The organism is Streptomyces sp. NPDC002574, assembly GCF_042889545.1.
In the GTDB taxonomy this organism is placed as follows: Bacteria; Actinomycetota; Actinomycetes; order Streptomycetales; family Streptomycetaceae; genus Actinacidiphila.
The window spans coordinates 150,332-169,071 of the sequence record NZ_JBIARB010000010.1 but is presented as its reverse complement, the minus strand read 5'-3'; the positions used below and the strand labels follow the sequence as shown (position 1 = coordinate 169,071).

The following is an 18,740-nucleotide window of genomic DNA, read 5'->3' as shown; positions in this document are numbered from 1 at the left end:
CGGTTCCGGGCCCCTCGCGCGCCGAGAGGGATCAGACGGCGCTGCCGGCCTTCCAGTCGGCCCAGCTCATGTTCCAGCCGTTGAGCCCGTTCGCCGGGTCGACGGTCTTGTCCTTGGAGTTCTTCACGATCACGACGTCGCCGACGATCGAGCTCTGGTAGAACCAGTACGCGTCGGTGCCGGTGTCCTTGGCGCCCTTGGTGTCGTTCAGGCCCACACAGCCGTGGCTGGTGTTGACGTGGCCGAAGACGTAGTCCGAGCCCCAGTAGTTGCCGTGGATGAAGGTGCCGGACGTGGTCAGGCGGATGGCGTGCGGCACGTCCTTGATGTCGTACTCGCCCTTGCCGTCGTCGTCGGTGAAGCCGACGGTGGCACCGTTCATCCGGGTCTCGGTGAACTTCTCGGACATCACCATCTGGCCGTTGTAGGTGGTGTGCTCGTCCGAGCCGGCCGAGATCGGGATGTTCTTGATGACCTTGCCGTCACGGACGACCTTCATCTGGTGGGTCGAGGCGTCGACCGTGGAGACCTGGCTGCGGCCGATCTTGAAGGAGACCGTCTTCTCCTGGACGCCGTAGACGCCGTCGGCACCCTGGACACCGTCCAGGTTCAGCTTGACCGTGACGGTGGAGCCGGCGGTCCAGTAGTTCTCGGGGCGGAAGTCCAGGCGGGTGCCGTTGAACCAGTGGCCGACGACCTGCTGGCCGCTGCTGGAGGACACCGTGATCCCGGACTGGACGGCCTTCTTGTCCGTGATGGCCTTGTTGAAGTTGATCGACACCGGCATGCCCACGCCGACGGTCTGGCCATCCTCGGGCGTGTAGTAGCCGATGAAGCTGTGCGCGGCCGAGACGGTGGTGAACGTCGAGTTCTCCGTCGCCTTGCGGCCCTTCGTGTCCTCCGCCTTCGCGACGATCGTGTACTGGGTGGCGCGCTCCAGCGGCGCGTTCGGCGCCCAGCTCGTGCCGTCGGCGGAGATCGTTCCCTCGACCTCCTTGCCGCCCGAGACCGCGGTCATCGTCACGGCGCTCAGCTTGCCGTCGGTCACGGCGACCTTGGAACCGGAGTTGATGCTGACGTTGTCGGCACCGGTCTTGGGGGTGATGGCTATTCGGGCGTCGGAGGCGTCCTGGGCCGCGGCCTCGTCCACCGACGCCTGGGACTTGACGGTGTTGTCGGTTCCGGCGTCCGCCTTGTCCCCCCCGCAGGCGGTCAGCGTGATCGCGCCCACGGCCAGCAGCGCTATCGCTGCCAGCCCTGCCCTGCGCTTGCGGGTGGGGCGCGGGTCGTTGGCTGTGCCGGTCTCGGCGCGCTTCACACGAATCTCCAATGTCTTCGGTACGCGATCCCCCAGCCCGCGGCTACGCGGGCCGCGGACCTCGATTCGAGCCTCGGTCGTACTGTCGGGAACTGCCAGGGTCTTAGGTCCGTTCCTCCACGCCGCAGAGTGTGGGGAACAACACCATCGCGTCGCCCACAGCAGCTCATGCGGAACCCCGGACCCGATGACGGGCCCGGGGCCTGTGAGGCACGCACATATCAAGACGCGTTCAGCGGCTACCCGGTTCCTTCCCCTCCGCATCGGCGTCGTCGGATTCGTCGGCTGTCTCGTCGTCGTAGAGGTCCCACTCATCGGAGTCGGGGTCGTACTCGGTGTGAGCGCAGGACCAGGACGCCTGGACCATCTCGATCCCCGGCACGTCCGTGACCAGGTCGAACGGATCGACCAGGTACGCCAGTGCCTCCGACTCGTCCTGGCGGACCGAGGACTCCGCGTGCTGCCGCTCGTCGTCGGGCATGTACTCGTCGCCGCCGAGCTGGTCGAGCGCGGCATCCGTCAGCTCGTCGGACCCCGTGATCTCCAGGACCAGCTCGACCTGGAGCCGCACGTATCGCGGCCCGCTCTCCCCGATGGGGATGTCAGTAGTGCTCATGTGACGGAGCGTATGCTCGCGCGGCCCGCCGCGGGGGGAGGCACCCGGATCCGGGCCGGAGGATACCCGCGGAGGCGGCGCGGAGGTTGCGGAAGGGGGCGTTCCGGGATCGAACTTCCCTCCGCCCCCCTTGTCTCACTACCATCGGGCTCCACGGTCAAGTCACCGCATCCGCTGGGGGATCCATTGACCTCGTACCGCTCTCCCGCCTACGTCGCCGTCACCGCGGCGGCCGTCCTCGGCGCGCTGTACTTCGTGCCGAACGCGTCCGCCAACCCGGAGCACACGACGACGACGGCTGCCGAGGTGTCCACGACGACCTCCACCACCGCGTCCGGCGGTGCCGGGGATCAGCAGCTCGCGGACACCGGCAGCGTCGACACCACGCCGTACCTGATCGGCGGCACCGCGTTCCTCGGCATGGGCGCGGCGCTCGTCGTCCATGCGAGCCGCCGCGCCCGCGCCTACTGACCGACCGGACTCAGGCGAGCGGCCCGGTCGCCGACTCGGCCGCCGCCACCAGGGCGCCGCTGCGCACGAACGCGTACGCGGCCGCCAGGTCCGGCGCCAGGAAGCGGTCCGGGCCCGGCCCGGTCACATCCGCCTCACGCGCGGCCTTCAGCACCGCCTGTGACGCCGGCGCGGACACCAGCACCTCGCTGCCCTGCACCCGCAGCTCGATCGCCCGGGACGCGGCGACCAGTTCGATCGCCACGATGCGGGCCAGGTTGTCCACGGCCTGCCGCAGCTTGCGCGCGGCCGACCAGCCCATCGAGACGTGGTCCTCCTGCATCGCCGAGGAGGGGATGGAGTCCACCGAGGCCGGCACCGCGAGCCGCTTGTTCTCGCTGACGAGCGCGGCCTGCGTGTACTGAGCGATCATCAGGCCCGAGTCCACGCCCGGGTCGTCGGCCAGGAACGCGGGCAGGCCGTGCGAACGGCTCTTGTCCAGCAGCCGGTCGGTGCGCCGTTCCGCTATCGAGCCGAGGTCGGCGGCGGCGATGGCCAGGAAGTCCAGCACGTACGCCACCGGGGCGCCGTGGAAGTTGCCGTTGGACTCCAGCCGCCCCTCGCCGTCCTCCCCGAACACCACCACGGGGTTGTCGACGGCCGCTGCCAGTTCGCGTTCCGCGACGGTCCGCGCGTGCGCGACGGTGTCGCGGCCCGCACCGGCCACCTGCGGCGCGCAGCGGATCGAGTACGCGTCCTGCACGCGGGGCGCGTCGTCCTGGTGGTGCCCGGTGAGTCCGGACCCGGCGAGCACCCGGCGCATGTTGTCGGCGCTGGCGGCCTGGCCCGGGTGCGGGCGGATCGCGTGCACCTCGGGGGCGAGCACCTTGTCGGTGCCGAGCAGCGCCTCCAGGGACAGCGCGGCGGTGACGTCGGCGGAGGTGAACAGCAGGCGCAGGTCGTCGAGGGCCATGACGAGCATGCCGAGCATGCCGTCGGTGCCGTTGATGAGGGCAAGGCCCTCCTTCTCGCGCAGCTGGACGGGCGTGATGCCGTGCTCGGCCAGCAGCTCGGGGACGGGGCGCACCACGCCGTCGGGGCCCTCCGCCTCGCCCTCGCCCATCAGCACCAGCGCGCAGTGCGCGAGCGGGGCCAGGTCGCCGGAGCAGCCCAGCGAGCCGAACTCGTGGACCACCGGGGTGATGCCGGCGTTGAGCAGGGCGGCCATCGTCTCGGCGACGACGGGGCGCACACCGGTCCGGCCGGAGGCGAGCGTCTTCAGCCGCAGGAACATCAGCGCGCGGACGACCTCGCGCTCCACCCGCGGGCCCATGCCGGCCGCATGCGAGCGCACGAGGCTGCGCTGCAGCTGGGCGCGCAGCTCGGGGCTGATGTGCCGCACCGCCAGCGCGCCGAAGCCGGTGGAGACTCCGTAGACGGGCTCCGGCTTGGCCGCCAGCGCGTCCACGACGTCGCGCGCCGCGGCGATCCCGGCCAGCGCCTCCGCCGACAGCTCCACGTGCGCGCCGCCCCGGGCGACCGCCAGCACATCCTCCACCGTGGCCCCGTGGGCCCCGATCACCACGTTATGCATACCCATATTCACGCACCCTACGGACTGAATCGCTAGCTGTCACGTGTCCGGTTTCCGACCCCCGTGGGGCCTCCTGACGACGTACGGCCACGGCGGCGCGGAGACCACGCCCCCCGTGACGCACCCCACGCAAGCCCACCCTCCCGCGCCCGGCGCGGCGCCAGGCCGCCGGTTCGCGGCAGCCCTGGCGGCCGCGGCCCCCATCGACCGCGCGGCCCCGCCCTGCCCACACACGCGTTCCCCAGCACACGAAGGGCGACAGGAACACGCCCCGCCTCGGCCCGCCCACCGGAACGCGGAAGCCACAGCCCCGCCACCGGCCCGTAGCCCGACGCCACAGGCACCGAACCGACCGAGCGGCCCACCCACAGCGCACGACGGGCAGCGGGAAAACGTCCCCGCCGCACCCGGCCATCGGCGCCCGAAGCAACGAACCCCGCCGACGTCGGCCCGCCCACGCCGACGACGGCACGCCGGACTCCCCCAAGCCCGCGTGCACCGCACCCTGGGCCGGCCACCAGCCCGGGCGGCACGACAGGGCATCGGCCTGCCCGCCATGCCCCCGCAGACGGGGGCTCCGTCCAGCGCACGGCGGGAGACGGAAGCACGTACCCGCCGAGCACGAAGGCCACGGCGCCCACCACACGCGGACAGGCCAGTCGGAACACCGGGAGCGCACACCCGCCGCACGCGGGGACATCGGCGCGAGCCGGGACCGCACGGGCTTCGCCCGCCTAGTCGCGGCCGCGGAAGCGGCGGCGTTCGACGTCGTGCCCGACGGGCTGGTCGGCGAGACGGACGACCGGGTCCTCCGGGGCACCGCGGCCCGCCACGACCGGCTCGATGGAGTGCAGCGCCTTGGCCCGGTACTGCGCGGCGTCCGCGAGCCGGAACAGCCGTCGCGCCGAGGTGACCGGCCCGATCTCCGCGTCCGTCGAGGCCACCCCGACCGCGACCCCGTCACCGAGTCCCAGCCACTTGGTCCGTACGCAGAGCTCCTCCGCCACCCGGACCACGTCCTCGGCCCCGTGCCCCACGGACAGCAGGCAGAACTCGTCGCCGCCGAGCCGGGCCACCAGGCTCTCCGCCAGCGCCGCGCCGCACAGCGAGAGGACCGAGCCGAAGCCGACCAGCAGGCGGTCGCCGACCGCGTGCCCGAGCTGGTCGTTGACCCGTTTGAGGCCGTTGAGGTCGCAGACCACCAGGCTGACGGGGGTGCCGTCGCCGCGGTGCCGTTCCAGGGCCTCCTCCAGGCGCTGGTCGACCGCGCGCCGGTTGGCCAGCCCCGTCAGCGGGTCGGTGAAGGCCAGCCGCCGGACCTCCGCCAGCCGCTCGGTCTGCGCGATGCCGGCGGCCGTGAGCGCCGCCAGGACGGTGGCGAACTCCGTGTCGTCCCGGTCGAAGACCGGCCGCCCCGCCGCCCGGGCGACGTACAGCTCGCCCCAGGCGAGCCCGTGCAGCAGGATCGGCGCGATCACGCAGGACGAGCGGCCGCGCCGGCGCAGCATGGCGACCCGCTGGTGGCAGTAGGCGTCCGCGCGGTCGCCCGCCGGGCCGTCCGCGGTCTCGACCCAGGCGTGCGGCTCGCCGCCCTCGGTCCACCGGCCGTGCAGGAACTCCACGATCTCGGGGAAGTCGGCGACCGAGTACACCTCCTCGGCCGGCTGCGCCTCCTCCTCCGGCGCGAGATCGCCGTCGTTGACCAGGACCCGCAGCCGCCCGCGGTCGCGCTCCCAGCGGGAGACCGCCGCCATGGTGCCGCCGAGGGCGATCCGCGCGGCGGTCGCGGCGGCGACGACCGCCTCCATCGGCGACTTCGCCGCGGCCACCGCCCGCGCCAGCTCGGCGACGGCGCGCAGTCGCACGTCCCCGCCGCCGGTGCCGTTCATGCGCCCGTCTCCTGTCGCCGCCACTTTTTACCAGTTTGCGACGTTTACCGGATCGCGCGCGCTTCAAGCCCGCCCGGCACGGCCGTTTCCCGCGCCAATCACTCCCCCGGCCACACCGGGTCGCGCTTCTCGTTGAACGCCGCGACGCCCTCCGCCCGGTCCCCGGAGAAGGCGACCGAGCGCCAGGCCGCGTCCTCCACGTCCAGGCCGGTGCGCAGGTCCGTGCCCTGGCCGAGGCGCAGCGCCCGCTTGGCGGCCCACAGCCCCACCGGGGAGTTCCGGGCCATCCGCTCGGCCAGCGCCAGCGCCTCGGCGCCGTCCTGGCCCTCCTCGGCGAGGACGTCCACCAGGCCCAGCGCGAGCGCTTCCGCGGCCGGCACCCGCCGTCCCGTGAAGATCAGCTGCGCCGCCCGGGCGGCACCCACCCGGCGCGGGAGCAGCTGCGTGCCGCCGCCGCCGGGGATCACACCGACGCTGACCTCCGGCAGGCCCACCACGGCCGTCGGGTCCGCCACGATCACGTCGCAGGCCAGCGCCAGTTCGTAGCCGCCGCCCAGCGCGTAGCCGTGCACGGCGGCCACCGAGGGCATCGGCAGCTCCAGCACTGCGGTGTAGGCGGCCCGGGTGTGCGGGCGCTGCTTCATCAGGTCGGCGTCGGAGAAGGAGTTGCGCTCCTTGAGGTCGGCGCCCACGCAGAAGGCCCGTTCGTGGGTCGAGGTCACCACGACCACGCTCACCGACCGGTCGGCGGCCAGGGCCGCGCACGCCTCGGTGATCGCCCGCGCCATCTCGGTGGAGACCGCGTTCATCGCCTTCGGCCGGTCGAGCACCAGCTCGGCGACCCGCCACGCGTCACCGTGCCGGCGGACCGCCACCCACTCACCAAACCGCAGCTCGGACATTGCCACGCACCCTTCGGGTCGGCCGTTGATGATCGTGAACCAACCCGAGCAGGGTAGGGCGCCGCCCCCGCCGGCGAAAGCTTCGCCGGGCCGTGCCCGCCCGGCGTCGGCGATCAGCCCCCGCGCCGGCTCAGCAGCCAGGGCTCCACGACGCCGAGACCACGTACCGGCCGCCGCCACATCGGCTGCAGCGCGAACCGGTACTTCTCGTCCGACCCGGGCTCGACCTCCGCCTCCGACTCGGGCGCCTCGCCGCCGGCGACCAGTGCCTGCGCGAGCTCCCCGTCCACGAGCACCGCGTCCCGGGGCGCTATCGAGGTCAGCCGGCTCGCCAGGTTCACCGTCGTGCCGAAGACGTCGCCCATGCGTGTGGTGACCGTGCCGAAGGCGATGCCGACGCGCAGCGCGGGCATCGTCTCGTCGCCGTTCATCGTCTCGATCAGCCGCATGCCGATCTCCGCGGCGGTGCCGGGGTCGTCGGCGATGAACAGCACTTCGTCACCGAGGGTCTTGACCAGCCGGCCGCCGTGGGCGGCGACCTGGTCGGCGGCCGTGGTCTCGAAGGCCTCGACGAGTTCGCCGAGTTCCTCCTCCTCCAGCCGCCGGGTCAGCCGGGTGAAGCCGACGAGGTCGGCGAAGCCGACCGCGAGCCGCCGGTCGACGGCCTCCTCGTCGTCGGAGCGCACGACCCGGCTGGTGGCGGCGGCCAACTGCCGCCGCCAGACGTAGGTCAGGAACTCCTCCAGCTCCGGCAGCAGCAGTTCGACCAGCGGGTAGGCCACCTCGGCCCGGGTCAGGCCGGGCTCGGGCGGCTCGGTCAGCTCCTCCAGGAAGGAGTCGGTCTGCCACTCGGCGAGCCGCGCGGTGGTCTGCCCCGTGGAACGGGCCACTTGGATGGCGGTGTTCTCGCTGATCAGACCGGCCTCCACCAGGCCCGCCAGGCGGCGCAGGGCGAGCACGTCGGCCTCGGTCAGGGCCCGTGCCTGGCCGATGTCGGCGAAGCCCATGGCCCGCCAGAAGCGCGCCGCGAGGTCCATGGAGACGCCGGCGCTGCGGGCTGCCTGGAAGGGTGTGTAGAGCCGCTCGGCGCCCATGATCAGCTGCTCCAGGCGGAGCGCGATGGGGTCCTCTTCCGGCCCGGACGACCCGGCCTCCGGTTCGTCCTCCGGCCCGGCGTCCGGCTCGTCGTCGGGCGCGGTGCCCTCCGGCCCGCTCTCCGGCTCCCGGTCCGGTCCGTCGTGCGACGGGAGGTCGCTCGCGTCGTCCACGGTCACCGCCCGCCCCCTCCAGGGTCCCTGCGTACTGGCCCTTCCGCACACCTGTTGTATGGCGGTTGCCGCACCCACCATACGACAGGTGTGGCCTGGCTCACTCTCCCGCCGGCCGCACATGGACGACGTCACCCGCGGCGACCGCCCGCTCGCCCGCGGCGGTGGCCACCACCAGGCGTCCGTCGTCGTCCACGGCGACCGCCCGGCCGGTCGCCTCGGTGCCGCCCGGGAGCACCGCGCGCACCGTGCGGCCCAGGGTCGTGCAGCCCGCGGCGTACGCCTGCTGCAGCCGCGAGGCGGCCGGATCACCCTCCGCGCCCAGCCACTCGCCGTACCAGTCGGCCAGCGAGCGCAGCACGGCGCGCAGCAGCGGATCACGGTCGGTGACCTTGGCGCCCGCGAGCGCCAGCGACCCGGCGGCGGGTACCGGCAGCTCCTCCTCGCGCAGGGTGACGTTGAGCCCGATGCCCAAGACGACGGCGTCGTCGCCGACCCGCTCGGCGAGGATGCCGCCCGTCTTGCGCTCCTCGCCGCCGACGGTCACCAGCACGTCGTTGGGCCACTTCAGACCGGTGTCCACACCCGCCGTGCGCGCGACGGCCGTGGCCGTGGCGACCCCGGCGAGCAGTGGCAGCCAGCCCCAGCGGTGGGCGGGGGCGGCGGACGGCCGCAGCAGCACGGAGAAGAACAGCCCGGAGCGGGCCGGCGCCTGCCACTGGCGGTCCAGCCGGCCGCGCCCGGCGGTCTGCTCCTCGGCGACCAGCACCGCGCCCTCGGGCGCGCCCTCGCGGGCGCGGGCGCCCAGGTCGCTGTTGGTGGAGCCGGTGGCCTCGACGAGGTCGAAGGAGGTCCACCGGCTGTCCGGGGTGACGATCGCCTTGCGCAGGGCCGTCACGTTCAGCGGCGGGCGGTCGAGGTCGGACCAGCGGTTCGATGTCATGTGCCCCAGCCTAGGAGCAGGGGTGTGGCCAACGCCGCACTGACCGGGCAGCATCCGCGCGGTTACGCTACGGAAACAGAATTACTCGCCAGTCACGTCACACCCTCAGATCCACCCGACGGGAACAGGAGAGCCGCTTCCCATGGCTGAGCCGGAGTACGACATCCACACGACCGCGGGGAAACTCGCGGACCTGCGCCGCCGCACCGAGGAGGCGACCCACGCAGGCTCGGCGCGCGCGGTGGAGAAGCAGCATGCGAAGGGCAAGCTGACGGCCCGTGAGCGCATCGAACTGCTGCTGGACGAGAACTCGTTCGTGGAGCTCGACGAGCTCGCGCGGCACCGCTCGACCAACTTCGGCCTGGAGAAGAACCGCCCCTACGGCGACGGCGTCGTCACCGGCTACGGCACCGTCGACGGACGCCCGGTCGCGGTGTTCTCGCAGGACTTCACGGTGTTCGGCGGGGCGCTCGGCGAGGTCTTCGGCGAGAAGATCGTGAAGGTCATGGACTGGGCGCTGAAGACCGGCTGCCCGGTCATCGGCATCAACGACTCCGGTGGCGCCCGCATCCAGGAGGGCGTGACCTCGCTCGGCCTGTACGGCGAGATCTTCCGCCGCAACACCCACGCCTCCGGCGTGATCCCGCAGATCTCGCTCATCATGGGCCCCTGCGCGGGCGGCGCGGTGTACTCCCCCGCCATCACCGACTTCGTGGTGATGGTCGACCAGACCTCGCACATGTTCATCACCGGCCCGGACGTCATCAAGACCGTCACCGGTGAGGACGTCGGCTTCGAGGAGCTCGGCGGCGCCCGCTCGCACAACTCCGTCTCCGGCAACGCGCACCACATGGCGGGCGACGAGAAGGACGCCATCGAGTACGTCAAGGCGCTGCTGTCCTACCTGCCGTCCAACAATCTCCAGGAGGCGCCCGCCTATCCCCAGGAGGCGGACCTGGAGGTGGGCGCCGAGGACCTGGAACTCGACGCGCTGATCCCGGACTCGGCGAACCAGCCGTACGACATGCACACGGTCATCGAGCATGTGCTGGACGACGGCGAGTTCCTGGAGACGCAGGCGCTGTTCGCCCCGAACATCGTCACCGGCTTCGGCCGCATCGAGGGCAGCCCGGTCGGCATCGTCGCCAACCAGCCGATGCAGTTCGCCGGCTGCCTGGACATCAACGCCGGCGAGAAGGCCGCGCGCTTCGTCCGCACCTGCGACAGCTTCAACGTCCCGGTCATCACCTTCGTGGACGTCCCCGGCTTCCTGCCGGGCACCGACCAGGAGTGGAACGGCATCATCCGGCGCGGCGCCAAGCTGATCTACGCGTACGCCGAGGCCACCGTGCCGCTGATCACCGTCATCACGCGCAAGGCGTTCGGCGGCGCCTACGACGTCATGGGCTCCAAGCACCTGGGCGCCGACCTCAACCTGGCCTGGCCGACCGCCCAGATCGCGGTCATGGGCGCCCAGGGCGCGGTCAACATCCTGCACCGCCGCACGCTCGCCGAGGCCGGTTCGCCGGAGGAGGCCGAGTCGCTGCGCGCGGAGTTGATGCGGGAGTACGAGGACACGCTGCTGAACCCGTACGTGGCCGCCGAGCGCGGCTACGTCGACGCGGTGATCATGCCCTCGGAGACCCGCATGCACCTGGTGAAGGGGCTGCGGACGCTGCGCAACAAGCGCGAGAGCCTGCCGCCGAAGAAGCACGGCAACATCCCGCTGTAAGGAGTGTGCCCACGATGATGATCAAGGTCGAACGGGGCAACCCGACCCCGGAGGAACTGGCGGCCGTCGTCGCCCTCGTCCAGGCGCGGGCCGCGGCCTCACCCGGCCCCGCCGACGGCCCGCGGCCTGCCGACGAGTGGGCCGCCCCCGCGCGCAACGTGCCGTCCCGGCCGCTCCGCCCGGCGCCGGTGGCCTGGCGCGCCACGTACTGGCCGCACTGAGCCGCGCCCGCGGGGTACCGCCCGCGCCTGAGTATCCGTACTCAGGCGCGGGCACCGCGCACGGCGCACCCTGGACGGATGCTGTGGTCCGACCCGTCCGACGAACCCCCCGAGGAGATGCGGCAGGCCCAGGCGATGCTGCGCCGGGCGATGCTCGTGATCGCCGTCGCCGTCCCCGCCATCACCGCGCTGGTGGCCTGGCGCTGCTGACTACGATGACGGCATGACCGACAGCCGCAGCGCCCGCACCCGCCCGCTCGTCCTCGCGTCCGCCTCCCCCGCGCGGCTCGGACTGCTCAAGGACGCCGGACTCGACCCGCGGGTCGTCGTCAGCGGCGTCGACGAGGAAGCGGTCAGCGCCGGCAGCCCCGCCGAACTCGCCCTGGTCCTGGCCGAGGCCAAGGCCGCCGCGGTCGCCGCCGGGCTGTCCGGCGACGAGGTGGTCATCGGCTGCGACTCCGTGCTCGAGCTGGACGGCCAGGCCCTCGGCAAGCCGTCGGACGCGGAGGACGCCACGGCCCGCTGGAAGTCCATGCGCGGCCGGTCCGGCGTGCTCCGCACCGGACACTGCGTCATCGACCTGGGCGCGGGCGGCCGCAGGGTGTCGGCCACCGGCTCGACCACGGTCCACTTCGGCACCCCGGACGACGACGAGATCGCCGCCTACGTCGCCTCCGGCGAGCCGCTGGCGGTGGCCGGCGCGTTCACGCTCGACGGACGCTCGGCCCCGTTCGTCGAGGGCATCGAGGGCGACTCCGGCAATGTCATCGGGTTGTCGCTGCCGTTGTTGCGGCGGCTGTTCGCGGACCTCGGTCTGCGCATCACCGACTTCTGGGTCTGAGACGTCCGGTCGGAGACGTCTGGGTCCGCGAGGGCCGGGGAGCCGCCGCTCAGACCGCGGCGGGCGCCACGGGGGGCGGCGGGGGCGTGCTCCCGCCCGGCTCGTCGGAGGCCGCCGCTGCCGCCGGGGCCTCACCGCCGGCGTACAGGACCAGGCTGAGCACCACCAGGCCCATGATCACCACCATCCCGACGAACGCCGCCCAGCCCACCGGCGCGGCCAGCCCGGCGGCGAGCACGCCGTGGGTCACCGCGCAGACGATCAGCAGGATGCGGCCGAAGCGCCCGGGGGCACGGTCCCGGACCGCGGTGCGGGCGAGGACGATCGCGCACCCGATGAGGAAGAGCGCCATCACCACGCCGGCCGCCCACGCACCCGCCGCCATCGCGCCGGGCTTCAGCCCGCCCAGGGACATCTGCTGGTGCTCGACGACGATGCCCATCACCCAGTTGACGACGGCGAAGCCGAACGCCTCCAGGACGAGCACCACGGCCGCTGTCGCGACGACACTCCTGCGCACTGCGCGCCCCCTGTCCCTGACCGGCTTACCGCCGGTATCACGTAGGGCGCACGCTACTAACGGGTAGGAGTTGCGGCAAGGGTTTCGTCGCCGCCACCCGTATGGGGCGGCCGCCCGGCAAAGATTTCCCCGGGCCTTCGTGGAGTTCCCACAAAAGCAACGCCCCGTCGGCCACGGTGGAGGCTGGTGACCCGGCCCACACCCCAGGGGCCCAAGCACCGGGATGAATAGGGATTTACCGTGGGAAGCCACGGCATCCGAGCCCCCCGCGGGGACTCGTGTCACCCTCCGTGTGGGCAAGCTCACCCCCAGGGGTGCCTCGGCACGAAGTGTCGCCAGTACCTAAACTCTGCTTGTTTCAAGGAGGGAGCCATCGTGCGCAAGGTCCTCATCGCCAACCGCGGTGAAATCGCAGTCCGCGTCGCCCGTGCCTGCCGGGATGCCGGGATCGCCAGTGTGGCCGTCTACGCGGAGCCGGACCGGGACGCGCTGCATGTGCGCGTGGCCGATGAGGCGTACGCGCTGGGCGGTGACACTCCGGCCACCAGTTACCTGGACATCTCCAAGGTGCTGGCGGCCGCTGCCGAAGCCGGGGCGGACGCCGTCCACCCGGGGTACGGCTTTCTGTCGGAGAACGCCGACTTCGCCCAGGCGGTCCTCGACGCGGGCCTGACCTGGATCGGCCCGCCGCCGCAGGCCATCCGCGACCTGGGTGACAAGGTCGCCGCCCGGCACATCGCGCAGCGCGCCGGTGCGCCGCTGGTGGCCGGCACCCCCGACCCGGTCTCCGGGTCCGAGGAGGTCGTCGCCTTCGCGCGCGAGAACGGCCTGCCGATCGCCATCAAGGCCGCCTTCGGCGGCGGCGGACGCGGCCTGAAGGTCGCCCGCACGCTGGAGGAGGTCCCGGAGCTCTACGACTCCGCGGTGCGCGAGGCGGTCGCCGCCTTCGGCCGCGGCGAGTGCTTCGTCGAGCGCTACCTGGACAAGCCCCGGCACGTGGAGACCCAGTGCCTGGCCGACCAGCACGGCAACGTGGTCGTCGTCTCCACCCGTGACTGCTCGCTGCAGCGCCGCCACCAGAAGCTCGTGGAGGAGGCGCCCGCGCCCTTCCTGACCCCCGAGCAGAACAAGCAGCTCTACAGCGCCTCCAAGGCCATCCTCAAGGAGGCCGGCTACGTCGGCGCGGGCACCTGCGAGTTCCTGGTCGGCACCGACGGCACGATCTCCTTCCTGGAGGTCAACACCCGTCTCCAGGTCGAGCACCCGGTCACGGAGGAGGTCACCGGCATCGACCTGGTCCGCGAGATGTTCCGGATCGCCGACGGCGAGGAGCTCGGCTACGACGACCCGCCGATGCGCGGTCACTCCTTCGAGTTCCGCATCAACGGCGAGGACCCGGGCCGCAACTTCCTGCCGGCCCCCGGCACCGTCACCCGGTTCGACGCGCCGTCCGGCCCGGGCGTGCGCCTGGACGCGGGCGTGGAGGCCGGCAGTGTCATCGGCCCCGCCTGGGACTCGCTGCTGGCCAAGCTGATCGTCACCGGCGCCACCCGGCAGCAGGCGCTGCAGCGCGCCGCCCGCGCCCTGGCGGAGTTCCAGGTCGAGGGCATGGCCACGGCCGTCCCGTTCCACCGCGCGGTGGTCGCCGACGCGGCGTTCGCGCCCGAGGTGTACGGCGGCGAGGGCCCGTTCACGGTCCACACCCGGTGGATCGAGACGGAGTTCGTCAACGAGATCCCGCCCTTCACCGCCGCTCTCGACGGTGAGGAGTCCGAGGAGCCGGGCCGCGAGACCGTCGTGGTCGAGGTCGGCGGCAAGCGCCTGGAGGTCTCCCTCCCGGCCTCGCTGGGCATGACCCTGGCCCGTACGGCGGCCGCGGGAGGCGCCCGCCCCAAGCGGCGCACGGCGAAGAAGGCCGGCTCCGCCGCCTCCGGCGACAGCCTGGCCTCGCCGATGCAGGGCACCATCGTGAAGGTGGCCGTCGAGGAGGGCCAGGAGGTCAAGGAGGGCGACCTGGTCGTCGTCCTGGAGGCGATGAAGATGGAGCAGCCGCTCAACGCGCACCGCTCCGGCACCATCAAGGGCCTGACCGCCGAGGTCGGCTCCTCCGTCTCCTCCGGCGCGCTGATCTGCGAGATCAAGGACTGATCCGAGCTCAGCACCGCACGTACGGCACCGCACGCGGGCCCCGGCCGACGATCGGCCGGGGCCCGCGGTGGTCAGCGGCGACGGGGTGCCAGGTCCGCGATCCGCGCGGCCTGCTGCTCCCCGGCCAGTTGGGCGGTGCGCAGCGGGGACATGCTCCCCGCGACGCCTCCGGCCGACTGGCCGGCGGCCCGGGCGCGCGGCTCACCGGGTGGGGCCGCGCTGCCACCGGAGTAACCCGGTTGCGGGTGCTGGTGCCGGCGGGGGCCCGGCACGGGCGGCATCTCCCGCCGCTGCCGCCCGTGGGGCATCCCGCCGTCGACTCCGTCGGTCGACGCCACCGCGACCTGCACACCGCGGTCTGCCAGCGCCTGGAGCTCGGTCGCGGCACGGTCGTCGCCCGCGGGCGGCGCGTCGGTGACCAGATGCGTGATCAGGTCCGTCGGCACCGTCTGGAACATGGTGTCCGTGCCCAGCTTGGTGTGGTCGGCCAGCACCACGACTTCCGCGGCCGCCTGGACCAGCGCCCGGTCGACGCTCGCGGAGAGCATGTTCGAGGTGGACAGGCCGCGCTCGGCGGTCAGACCGGCCCCGGACAGGAACGCCCGGGAGACCCGCAGTCCTTGCAGGGACTGCTCGGCGCCGCTGCCGACGAGCGCGTAGTTGGACCCGCGGAGCGTGCCGCCGGTCATGACGACCTCGACCCGGTTGGCATGCGCCAACGCCTGCGCCACGAGCAGGGAATTGGTCACGACGGTCAGCCCCGGCACCCGGGCGAGCCGGCGTGCCAGCTCCTGGGTGGTGGTACCGGCGCCGACGACAATGGCCTCGCCCTCCTCGACGAGACCGGCCGCGAGATCGGCGATCGCCGTCTTCTCCGCGGTCGATAGATGGGATTTCTGCGGAAAGCCGGACTCCCTGGTGAAGCCCCCCGGCAGCACCGCACCGCCGTGCCGGCGGTCGAGCAGTCCTTCTGCCTCGAGCGCCCGCACGTCACGCCGTACGGTCACTTCCGAGGTCTGGACGACGCGGGCGAGCTCACGGAGGGAAACCGCTCCGTTGGCGCGCACCATTTCGAGGATCAGTTGGCGACGTTCTGCTGCGAACACGAAACTGACAGTAACGCCAATGACCGTCTGCTATCAGCAGTTTGCACCGATTAACAGAAGTTGTTCGTGAAGTCGGACGCCTCGTGCTATACGGAAAGCTGCGGTCCCGCGCCTGGCGGTTACAGCTCCCCGGCGGCCTTCCGGGTGGCCAACTGCCGTGCCGCCTCGCCGATCGAGCCCGACAGCGACGGGTAGACCGTGAAGGTGTTCGCCATCTGCTCGACGGTCAGATTGTTGTCGACCGCGATCGAGATGGGGTGGATCAGCTCGCTCGCGCGCAGCGAGACGACCACGCCGCCGACCACGATGCCGGTGCCCGGGCGGCAGAAGAGCTTCACGAAGCCGTCCCGGATGCCCTGCATCTTCGCGCGCGGGTTGCGCAGCAGCGGCAGCTTCAGGACGCGGGCGTCGATGATGCCGGCGTCGACGTCGGACTGCGTGTAGCCGACGGTCGCGATCTCGGGGTCGGTGAAGACGTTGGAGGAGACCGCCTTGAGGTTGAGCGGGCCGACCGTCTCGCCGAGGAAGTGGTACATCGCGATCCGGCCCTGCATGGCGGCGACCGATGCGAGCGCGAAGATGCCCGTGACGTCGCCGGCCGCGTAGACGCCCGGCGCGGAGGTGCGGGAGACCTTGTCGGTCCAGATGTGGCCGGACTCCTTGACCTTGACCCCGGCGCCCTCCAGGCCCATGTCGGAGCTGTTGGGTATGGCGCCGACCGCCATGAGGCAGTGGCTGCCGGTGATGACCCGGCCGTCGGAGAGGGTGACCTCGACGCGGTCGCCCACCCGCTTGGCGGACTCGGCGCGGGAGCGGGCCATGACGTTCATGCCGCGGCGCCGGAAGACGTCCTCCAGGACGGCGGCGGCGTCCGGGTCCTCGCCGGGCAGCACGCGGTCGCGGGAGGAGACGAGCGTCACCTTGGAGCCGAGCGCCTGGTACGCGCCGGCGAACTCGGCGCCGGTCACGCCCGAGCCGACCACGATGAGCTCCTCGGGGAGCTCCTCCAGGTCGTACACCTGCGTCCAGTTGAGGATGCGCTCGCCGTCCGGCAGGGCGTCGGGGAGCTCACGGGGACGCCCGCCGGTGGCGATGAGCACGGCGTCGGCGGTGAGGGTCTCGGTCGTGCCGTCGGCGGCCGTGACGACCACCGTGCGGGAGCCGTCGATGGCCTGCATGCCCTCGAGCCGGCCGCGGCCGCGCAGGACGCGGGCGCCGGAACGGGTGACGGAGGCGGCGATGTCGTGCGACTGGGCGAGTGCGAGACGTTTCACACGGCGGTTGACCTTGCCGAGGTCGACGCCGACGACCCGGGCCGCCTGCTCGACGTGCGGCGTGTCGTCCGCCACGATGATGCCCAGTTCCTCGTACGACGAGTCGAAGGTGGTCATCACCTCGGCCGTCGCGATCAGGGTCTTCGACGGCACGCAGTCGGTGAGCACCGACGCCCCGCCCAGACCGTCGCAGTCGACGACGGTCACCTCCGCGCCCAGCTGGCTGGCCACGAGGGCCGCTTCGTATCCGCCGGGTCCGCCACCAATGATCACGATCCGAGTCACGTACCCCATTGTCCCGCACGCGCCAAGTGATCACCGACTGGGCCCCGCGGCCCGGCCGTCGTGGTCGGGTGGGCAGGGCCCCTCTGTCGTACTCTCGTCACCATGTCGCTCTACGCCGCGTACGCCGGCAACCTCGACGCGCGGCTGATGACCCGCCGCGCCCCGCACTCGCCGCTGCGCGGAACCGGCTGGCTCGACGGCTGGCGCCTGACGTTCGGCGGCGAGCAGATGGGCTGGGAGGGCGCGATCGCCACCCTGGTGGAGGACCCGCTGCACCAGGTCTTCGTCGGGCTCTACGACATCGCGCCGGTCGACGACGAGTCACTCGACCGCTGGGAGGGCGTGCCGCTCGGCATCTACCGCCGCCACCAGGTCCGCGCGCACACCCTGGACGGCGACGTGACGGCGTGGATCTACGTCCTCAACGACTACGAGGGCGGCCTCCCCTCCGCCCGCTACCTCGGCGAGCTGGCCGACGCGGCGGAGTCCGCGGGCGCGCCCCACGACTACGTCATGGAACTGCGCAAGCGCCCCTGCTGACCGCCGGGGCGCGGCACCGGGCACGGTGGGGACGAACACCTGGCGAGCGGCACGGAAAGCGCTCACCACCGGACGCCCGGGAGGTCACCATGGGAGCGTCAATCGTGGGATCCTCCGAAGTTTCGCAGACCGTGACCTGAGACGTCTACGCGCGTAGGAGATAACCGGCTACCCTCATCGGCGTGAACTCTTCCGCACATCCCAACGCAGCCCGCACTCCGCTGGGCGACCCGTACGCCGCCGCCACGGAGGCCGCCGCTCGCCTGCGCGAGCTCACCGGCGACGAGACCCACGACGTCGCCCTGGTGATGGGCTCCGGATGGGTGCCGGCCGCCGACCGGCTCGGCGAGGCCGAGTACGAGTTCGCGATCACCGAGCTGCCGGGCTTCCCGCCGCCGGCCGTCGCGGGCCACTCCGGCAAGGTGCGCTCGGTGCGGATGGGCGATCGGCGCGCGCTGGTCTTCCTGGGCCGCAACCACTTCTACGAGGGCCACGGCGTGGCCACCGTGGTGCACGGCGTGCGCACCGCCGTCGCCGCCGGCTGCAAGACCGTCGTGCTCACCAACGGCTGCGGCGGGCTGCGCCCCACCTACCGGCCCGGCCAGGCCGTGCTGATCAGCGACCACATCAACATGACGGCCACCTCGCCGATCGTGGGCGCCAACTTCGTGGACCTCACCGACCTGTACTCCCCGCGGCTGCGCGCGCTGTGCAAGGAGGTCGACCCCTCCCTGGAGGAGGGCGTCTACGTCCAGCTCCCCGGCCCGCACTACGAGACGCCGGCCGAGATCAACATGGTCCGCACCATCGGCGGCGACCTGGTCGGCATGTCCACCACGCTGGAGGCCATCGCGGCCCGCGAGGCGGGTGCCGAGGTGCTGGGCATCTCCCTGGTCACCAACCTGGCCGCGGGCATGACCGGCGAACCCCTCAACCACGAGGAGGTCCTGGAGGCCGGCCGCGACTCCGCCGCCCGCATGGGCGCCCTCCTCGCCCAGGTGCTGGAGCGGATCTGACCGCCCGCCGGGAGGCCGGACGCCGGGCGGGACCGGGGCGCGGACGCCCCGGCCGCCCCTGCACGGCCCCGGCGCCC

The 18,740-nt window shown here is 72.5% G+C and carries 18 protein-coding genes; 8 read left to right on the top strand and 10 right to left on the bottom strand.

Annotated elements, in window-relative coordinates; translation table 11 throughout:
- Window positions 1-31: 31 nt before the first annotated feature.
- Window positions 32-1,318 (bottom strand): Ig-like domain-containing protein, encoded by a 1,287-nt coding sequence (locus ACFYXS_RS25440; protein ID WP_389252007.1) that lies wholly within the window; start codon window positions 1,316-1,318, stop codon window positions 32-34.
- A 232-nt stretch (window positions 1,319-1,550) separates the two neighbouring features.
- Entirely contained in the window at window positions 1,551-1,934 is a 384-nt protein-coding gene (locus ACFYXS_RS25435) for a hypothetical protein (RefSeq protein WP_389252005.1), read from the bottom strand.
- A gap of 186 nt (window positions 1,935-2,120) precedes the next feature.
- Between ACFYXS_RS25435 and ACFYXS_RS25430 the strand changes: the two genes are divergently transcribed.
- Window positions 2,121-2,405 (top strand): hypothetical protein, encoded by a 285-nt coding sequence (locus tag ACFYXS_RS25430; protein WP_389252003.1) that lies wholly within the window; start codon window positions 2,121-2,123, stop codon window positions 2,403-2,405.
- A gap of 10 nt (window positions 2,406-2,415) precedes the next feature.
- Here ACFYXS_RS25430 and hutH read toward each other — a convergent pair whose 3' ends face one another.
- From hutH to ACFYXS_RS25405, 5 genes are all read right to left on the bottom strand, one after another.
- A complete protein-coding gene (gene hutH / locus ACFYXS_RS25425) occupies window positions 2,416-3,978 on the bottom strand; it encodes a histidine ammonia-lyase (RefSeq protein ID WP_389252287.1) in 1,563 nt (520 codons plus the stop codon).
- Between the two features lie 734 nt (window positions 3,979-4,712).
- The gene (locus tag ACFYXS_RS25420) at window positions 4,713-5,867 is read right to left on the bottom strand and encodes a diguanylate cyclase domain-containing protein (protein WP_389252001.1); all 1,155 of its coding nucleotides are present in this window, start codon (window positions 5,865-5,867) and stop codon (window positions 4,713-4,715) included.
- A 98-nt stretch (window positions 5,868-5,965) separates the two neighbouring features.
- Window positions 5,966-6,769, bottom strand: coding sequence for an enoyl-CoA hydratase/isomerase family protein (locus tag ACFYXS_RS25415; protein WP_389251999.1), 804 nt, complete (start codon window positions 6,767-6,769; stop codon window positions 5,966-5,968).
- Between the two features lie 113 nt (window positions 6,770-6,882).
- Window positions 6,883-8,043: an adenylate/guanylate cyclase domain-containing protein gene (locus ACFYXS_RS25410; RefSeq protein WP_389251997.1), complete on the bottom strand. Its 1,161-nt coding sequence runs from the start codon at window positions 8,041-8,043 to the stop codon at window positions 6,883-6,885.
- Between the two features lie 94 nt (window positions 8,044-8,137).
- Window positions 8,138-8,980, bottom strand: a complete 843-nt coding sequence (locus tag ACFYXS_RS25405; RefSeq protein WP_389251995.1) for a biotin--[acetyl-CoA-carboxylase] ligase — start codon at window positions 8,978-8,980, stop codon at window positions 8,138-8,140.
- Window positions 8,981-9,122: 142 nt separating this feature from the next.
- Here ACFYXS_RS25405 and ACFYXS_RS25400 point away from each other — a divergent pair, with 142 nt between their 5' ends.
- The 4 genes from ACFYXS_RS25400 (at window position 9,123) to ACFYXS_RS25385 (ending at window position 11,774) form a co-directional block, all read left to right on the top strand.
- Window positions 9,123-10,712 carry an acyl-CoA carboxylase subunit beta gene (locus ACFYXS_RS25400; protein WP_389251993.1) on the top strand — a complete coding sequence of 530 codons (1,590 nt, stop codon included), beginning with the start codon at window positions 9,123-9,125 and terminating at the stop codon, window positions 10,710-10,712.
- 14 nt (window positions 10,713-10,726) lie between these two features.
- Window positions 10,727-10,933: an acyl-CoA carboxylase subunit epsilon gene (locus ACFYXS_RS25395; protein WP_389251991.1), complete on the top strand. Its 207-nt coding sequence runs from the start codon at window positions 10,727-10,729 to the stop codon at window positions 10,931-10,933.
- A gap of 78 nt (window positions 10,934-11,011) precedes the next feature.
- Window positions 11,012-11,143 carry a morphogenic membrane protein MmpB gene (mmpB, locus tag ACFYXS_RS25390; protein WP_389251989.1) on the top strand — a complete coding sequence of 44 codons (132 nt, stop codon included), beginning with the start codon at window positions 11,012-11,014 and terminating at the stop codon, window positions 11,141-11,143.
- Between the two features lie 13 nt (window positions 11,144-11,156).
- Entirely contained in the window at window positions 11,157-11,774 is a 618-nt protein-coding gene (locus tag ACFYXS_RS25385; protein WP_389251987.1) for a Maf family protein, read from the top strand.
- A gap of 49 nt (window positions 11,775-11,823) precedes the next feature.
- On the opposite strand, the gene ACFYXS_RS25380 is transcribed toward ACFYXS_RS25385, so the two are convergent.
- Entirely contained in the window at window positions 11,824-12,294 is a 471-nt protein-coding gene (locus ACFYXS_RS25380; RefSeq protein WP_389251985.1) for a hypothetical protein, read from the bottom strand.
- Between the two features lie 375 nt (window positions 12,295-12,669).
- On the opposite strand from ACFYXS_RS25380, the gene ACFYXS_RS25375 reads away from it, so the two are divergent.
- Window positions 12,670-14,442 (top strand): acetyl/propionyl/methylcrotonyl-CoA carboxylase subunit alpha, encoded by a 1,773-nt coding sequence (locus ACFYXS_RS25375; protein ID WP_389251983.1) that lies wholly within the window; start codon window positions 12,670-12,672, stop codon window positions 14,440-14,442.
- Window positions 14,443-14,513: 71 nt separating this feature from the next.
- Here the strand turns inward: ACFYXS_RS25375 and ACFYXS_RS25370 are convergent, their stop codons facing one another.
- The gene (locus ACFYXS_RS25370) at window positions 14,514-15,512 is read right to left on the bottom strand and encodes a DeoR/GlpR family DNA-binding transcription regulator (RefSeq protein ID WP_384294279.1); all 999 of its coding nucleotides are present in this window, start codon (window positions 15,510-15,512) and stop codon (window positions 14,514-14,516) included.
- Between the two features lie 155 nt (window positions 15,513-15,667).
- The gene (locus tag ACFYXS_RS25365; protein ID WP_389251981.1) at window positions 15,668-17,116 is read right to left on the bottom strand and encodes an NAD(P)H-quinone dehydrogenase; all 1,449 of its coding nucleotides are present in this window, start codon (window positions 17,114-17,116) and stop codon (window positions 15,668-15,670) included.
- 93 nt (window positions 17,117-17,209) lie between these two features.
- On the opposite strand from ACFYXS_RS25365, the gene ACFYXS_RS25360 reads away from it, so the two are divergent.
- Window positions 17,210-17,647 (top strand): gamma-glutamylcyclotransferase, encoded by a 438-nt coding sequence (locus tag ACFYXS_RS25360; protein WP_319658674.1) that lies wholly within the window; start codon window positions 17,210-17,212, stop codon window positions 17,645-17,647.
- Between the two features lie 182 nt (window positions 17,648-17,829).
- Complete coding sequence (locus ACFYXS_RS25355; protein WP_389251979.1) at window positions 17,830-18,663, top strand: purine-nucleoside phosphorylase; 834 nt, start codon at window positions 17,830-17,832, stop codon at window positions 18,661-18,663.
- The last annotated feature ends 77 nt before the right edge of the window (window positions 18,664-18,740 follow it).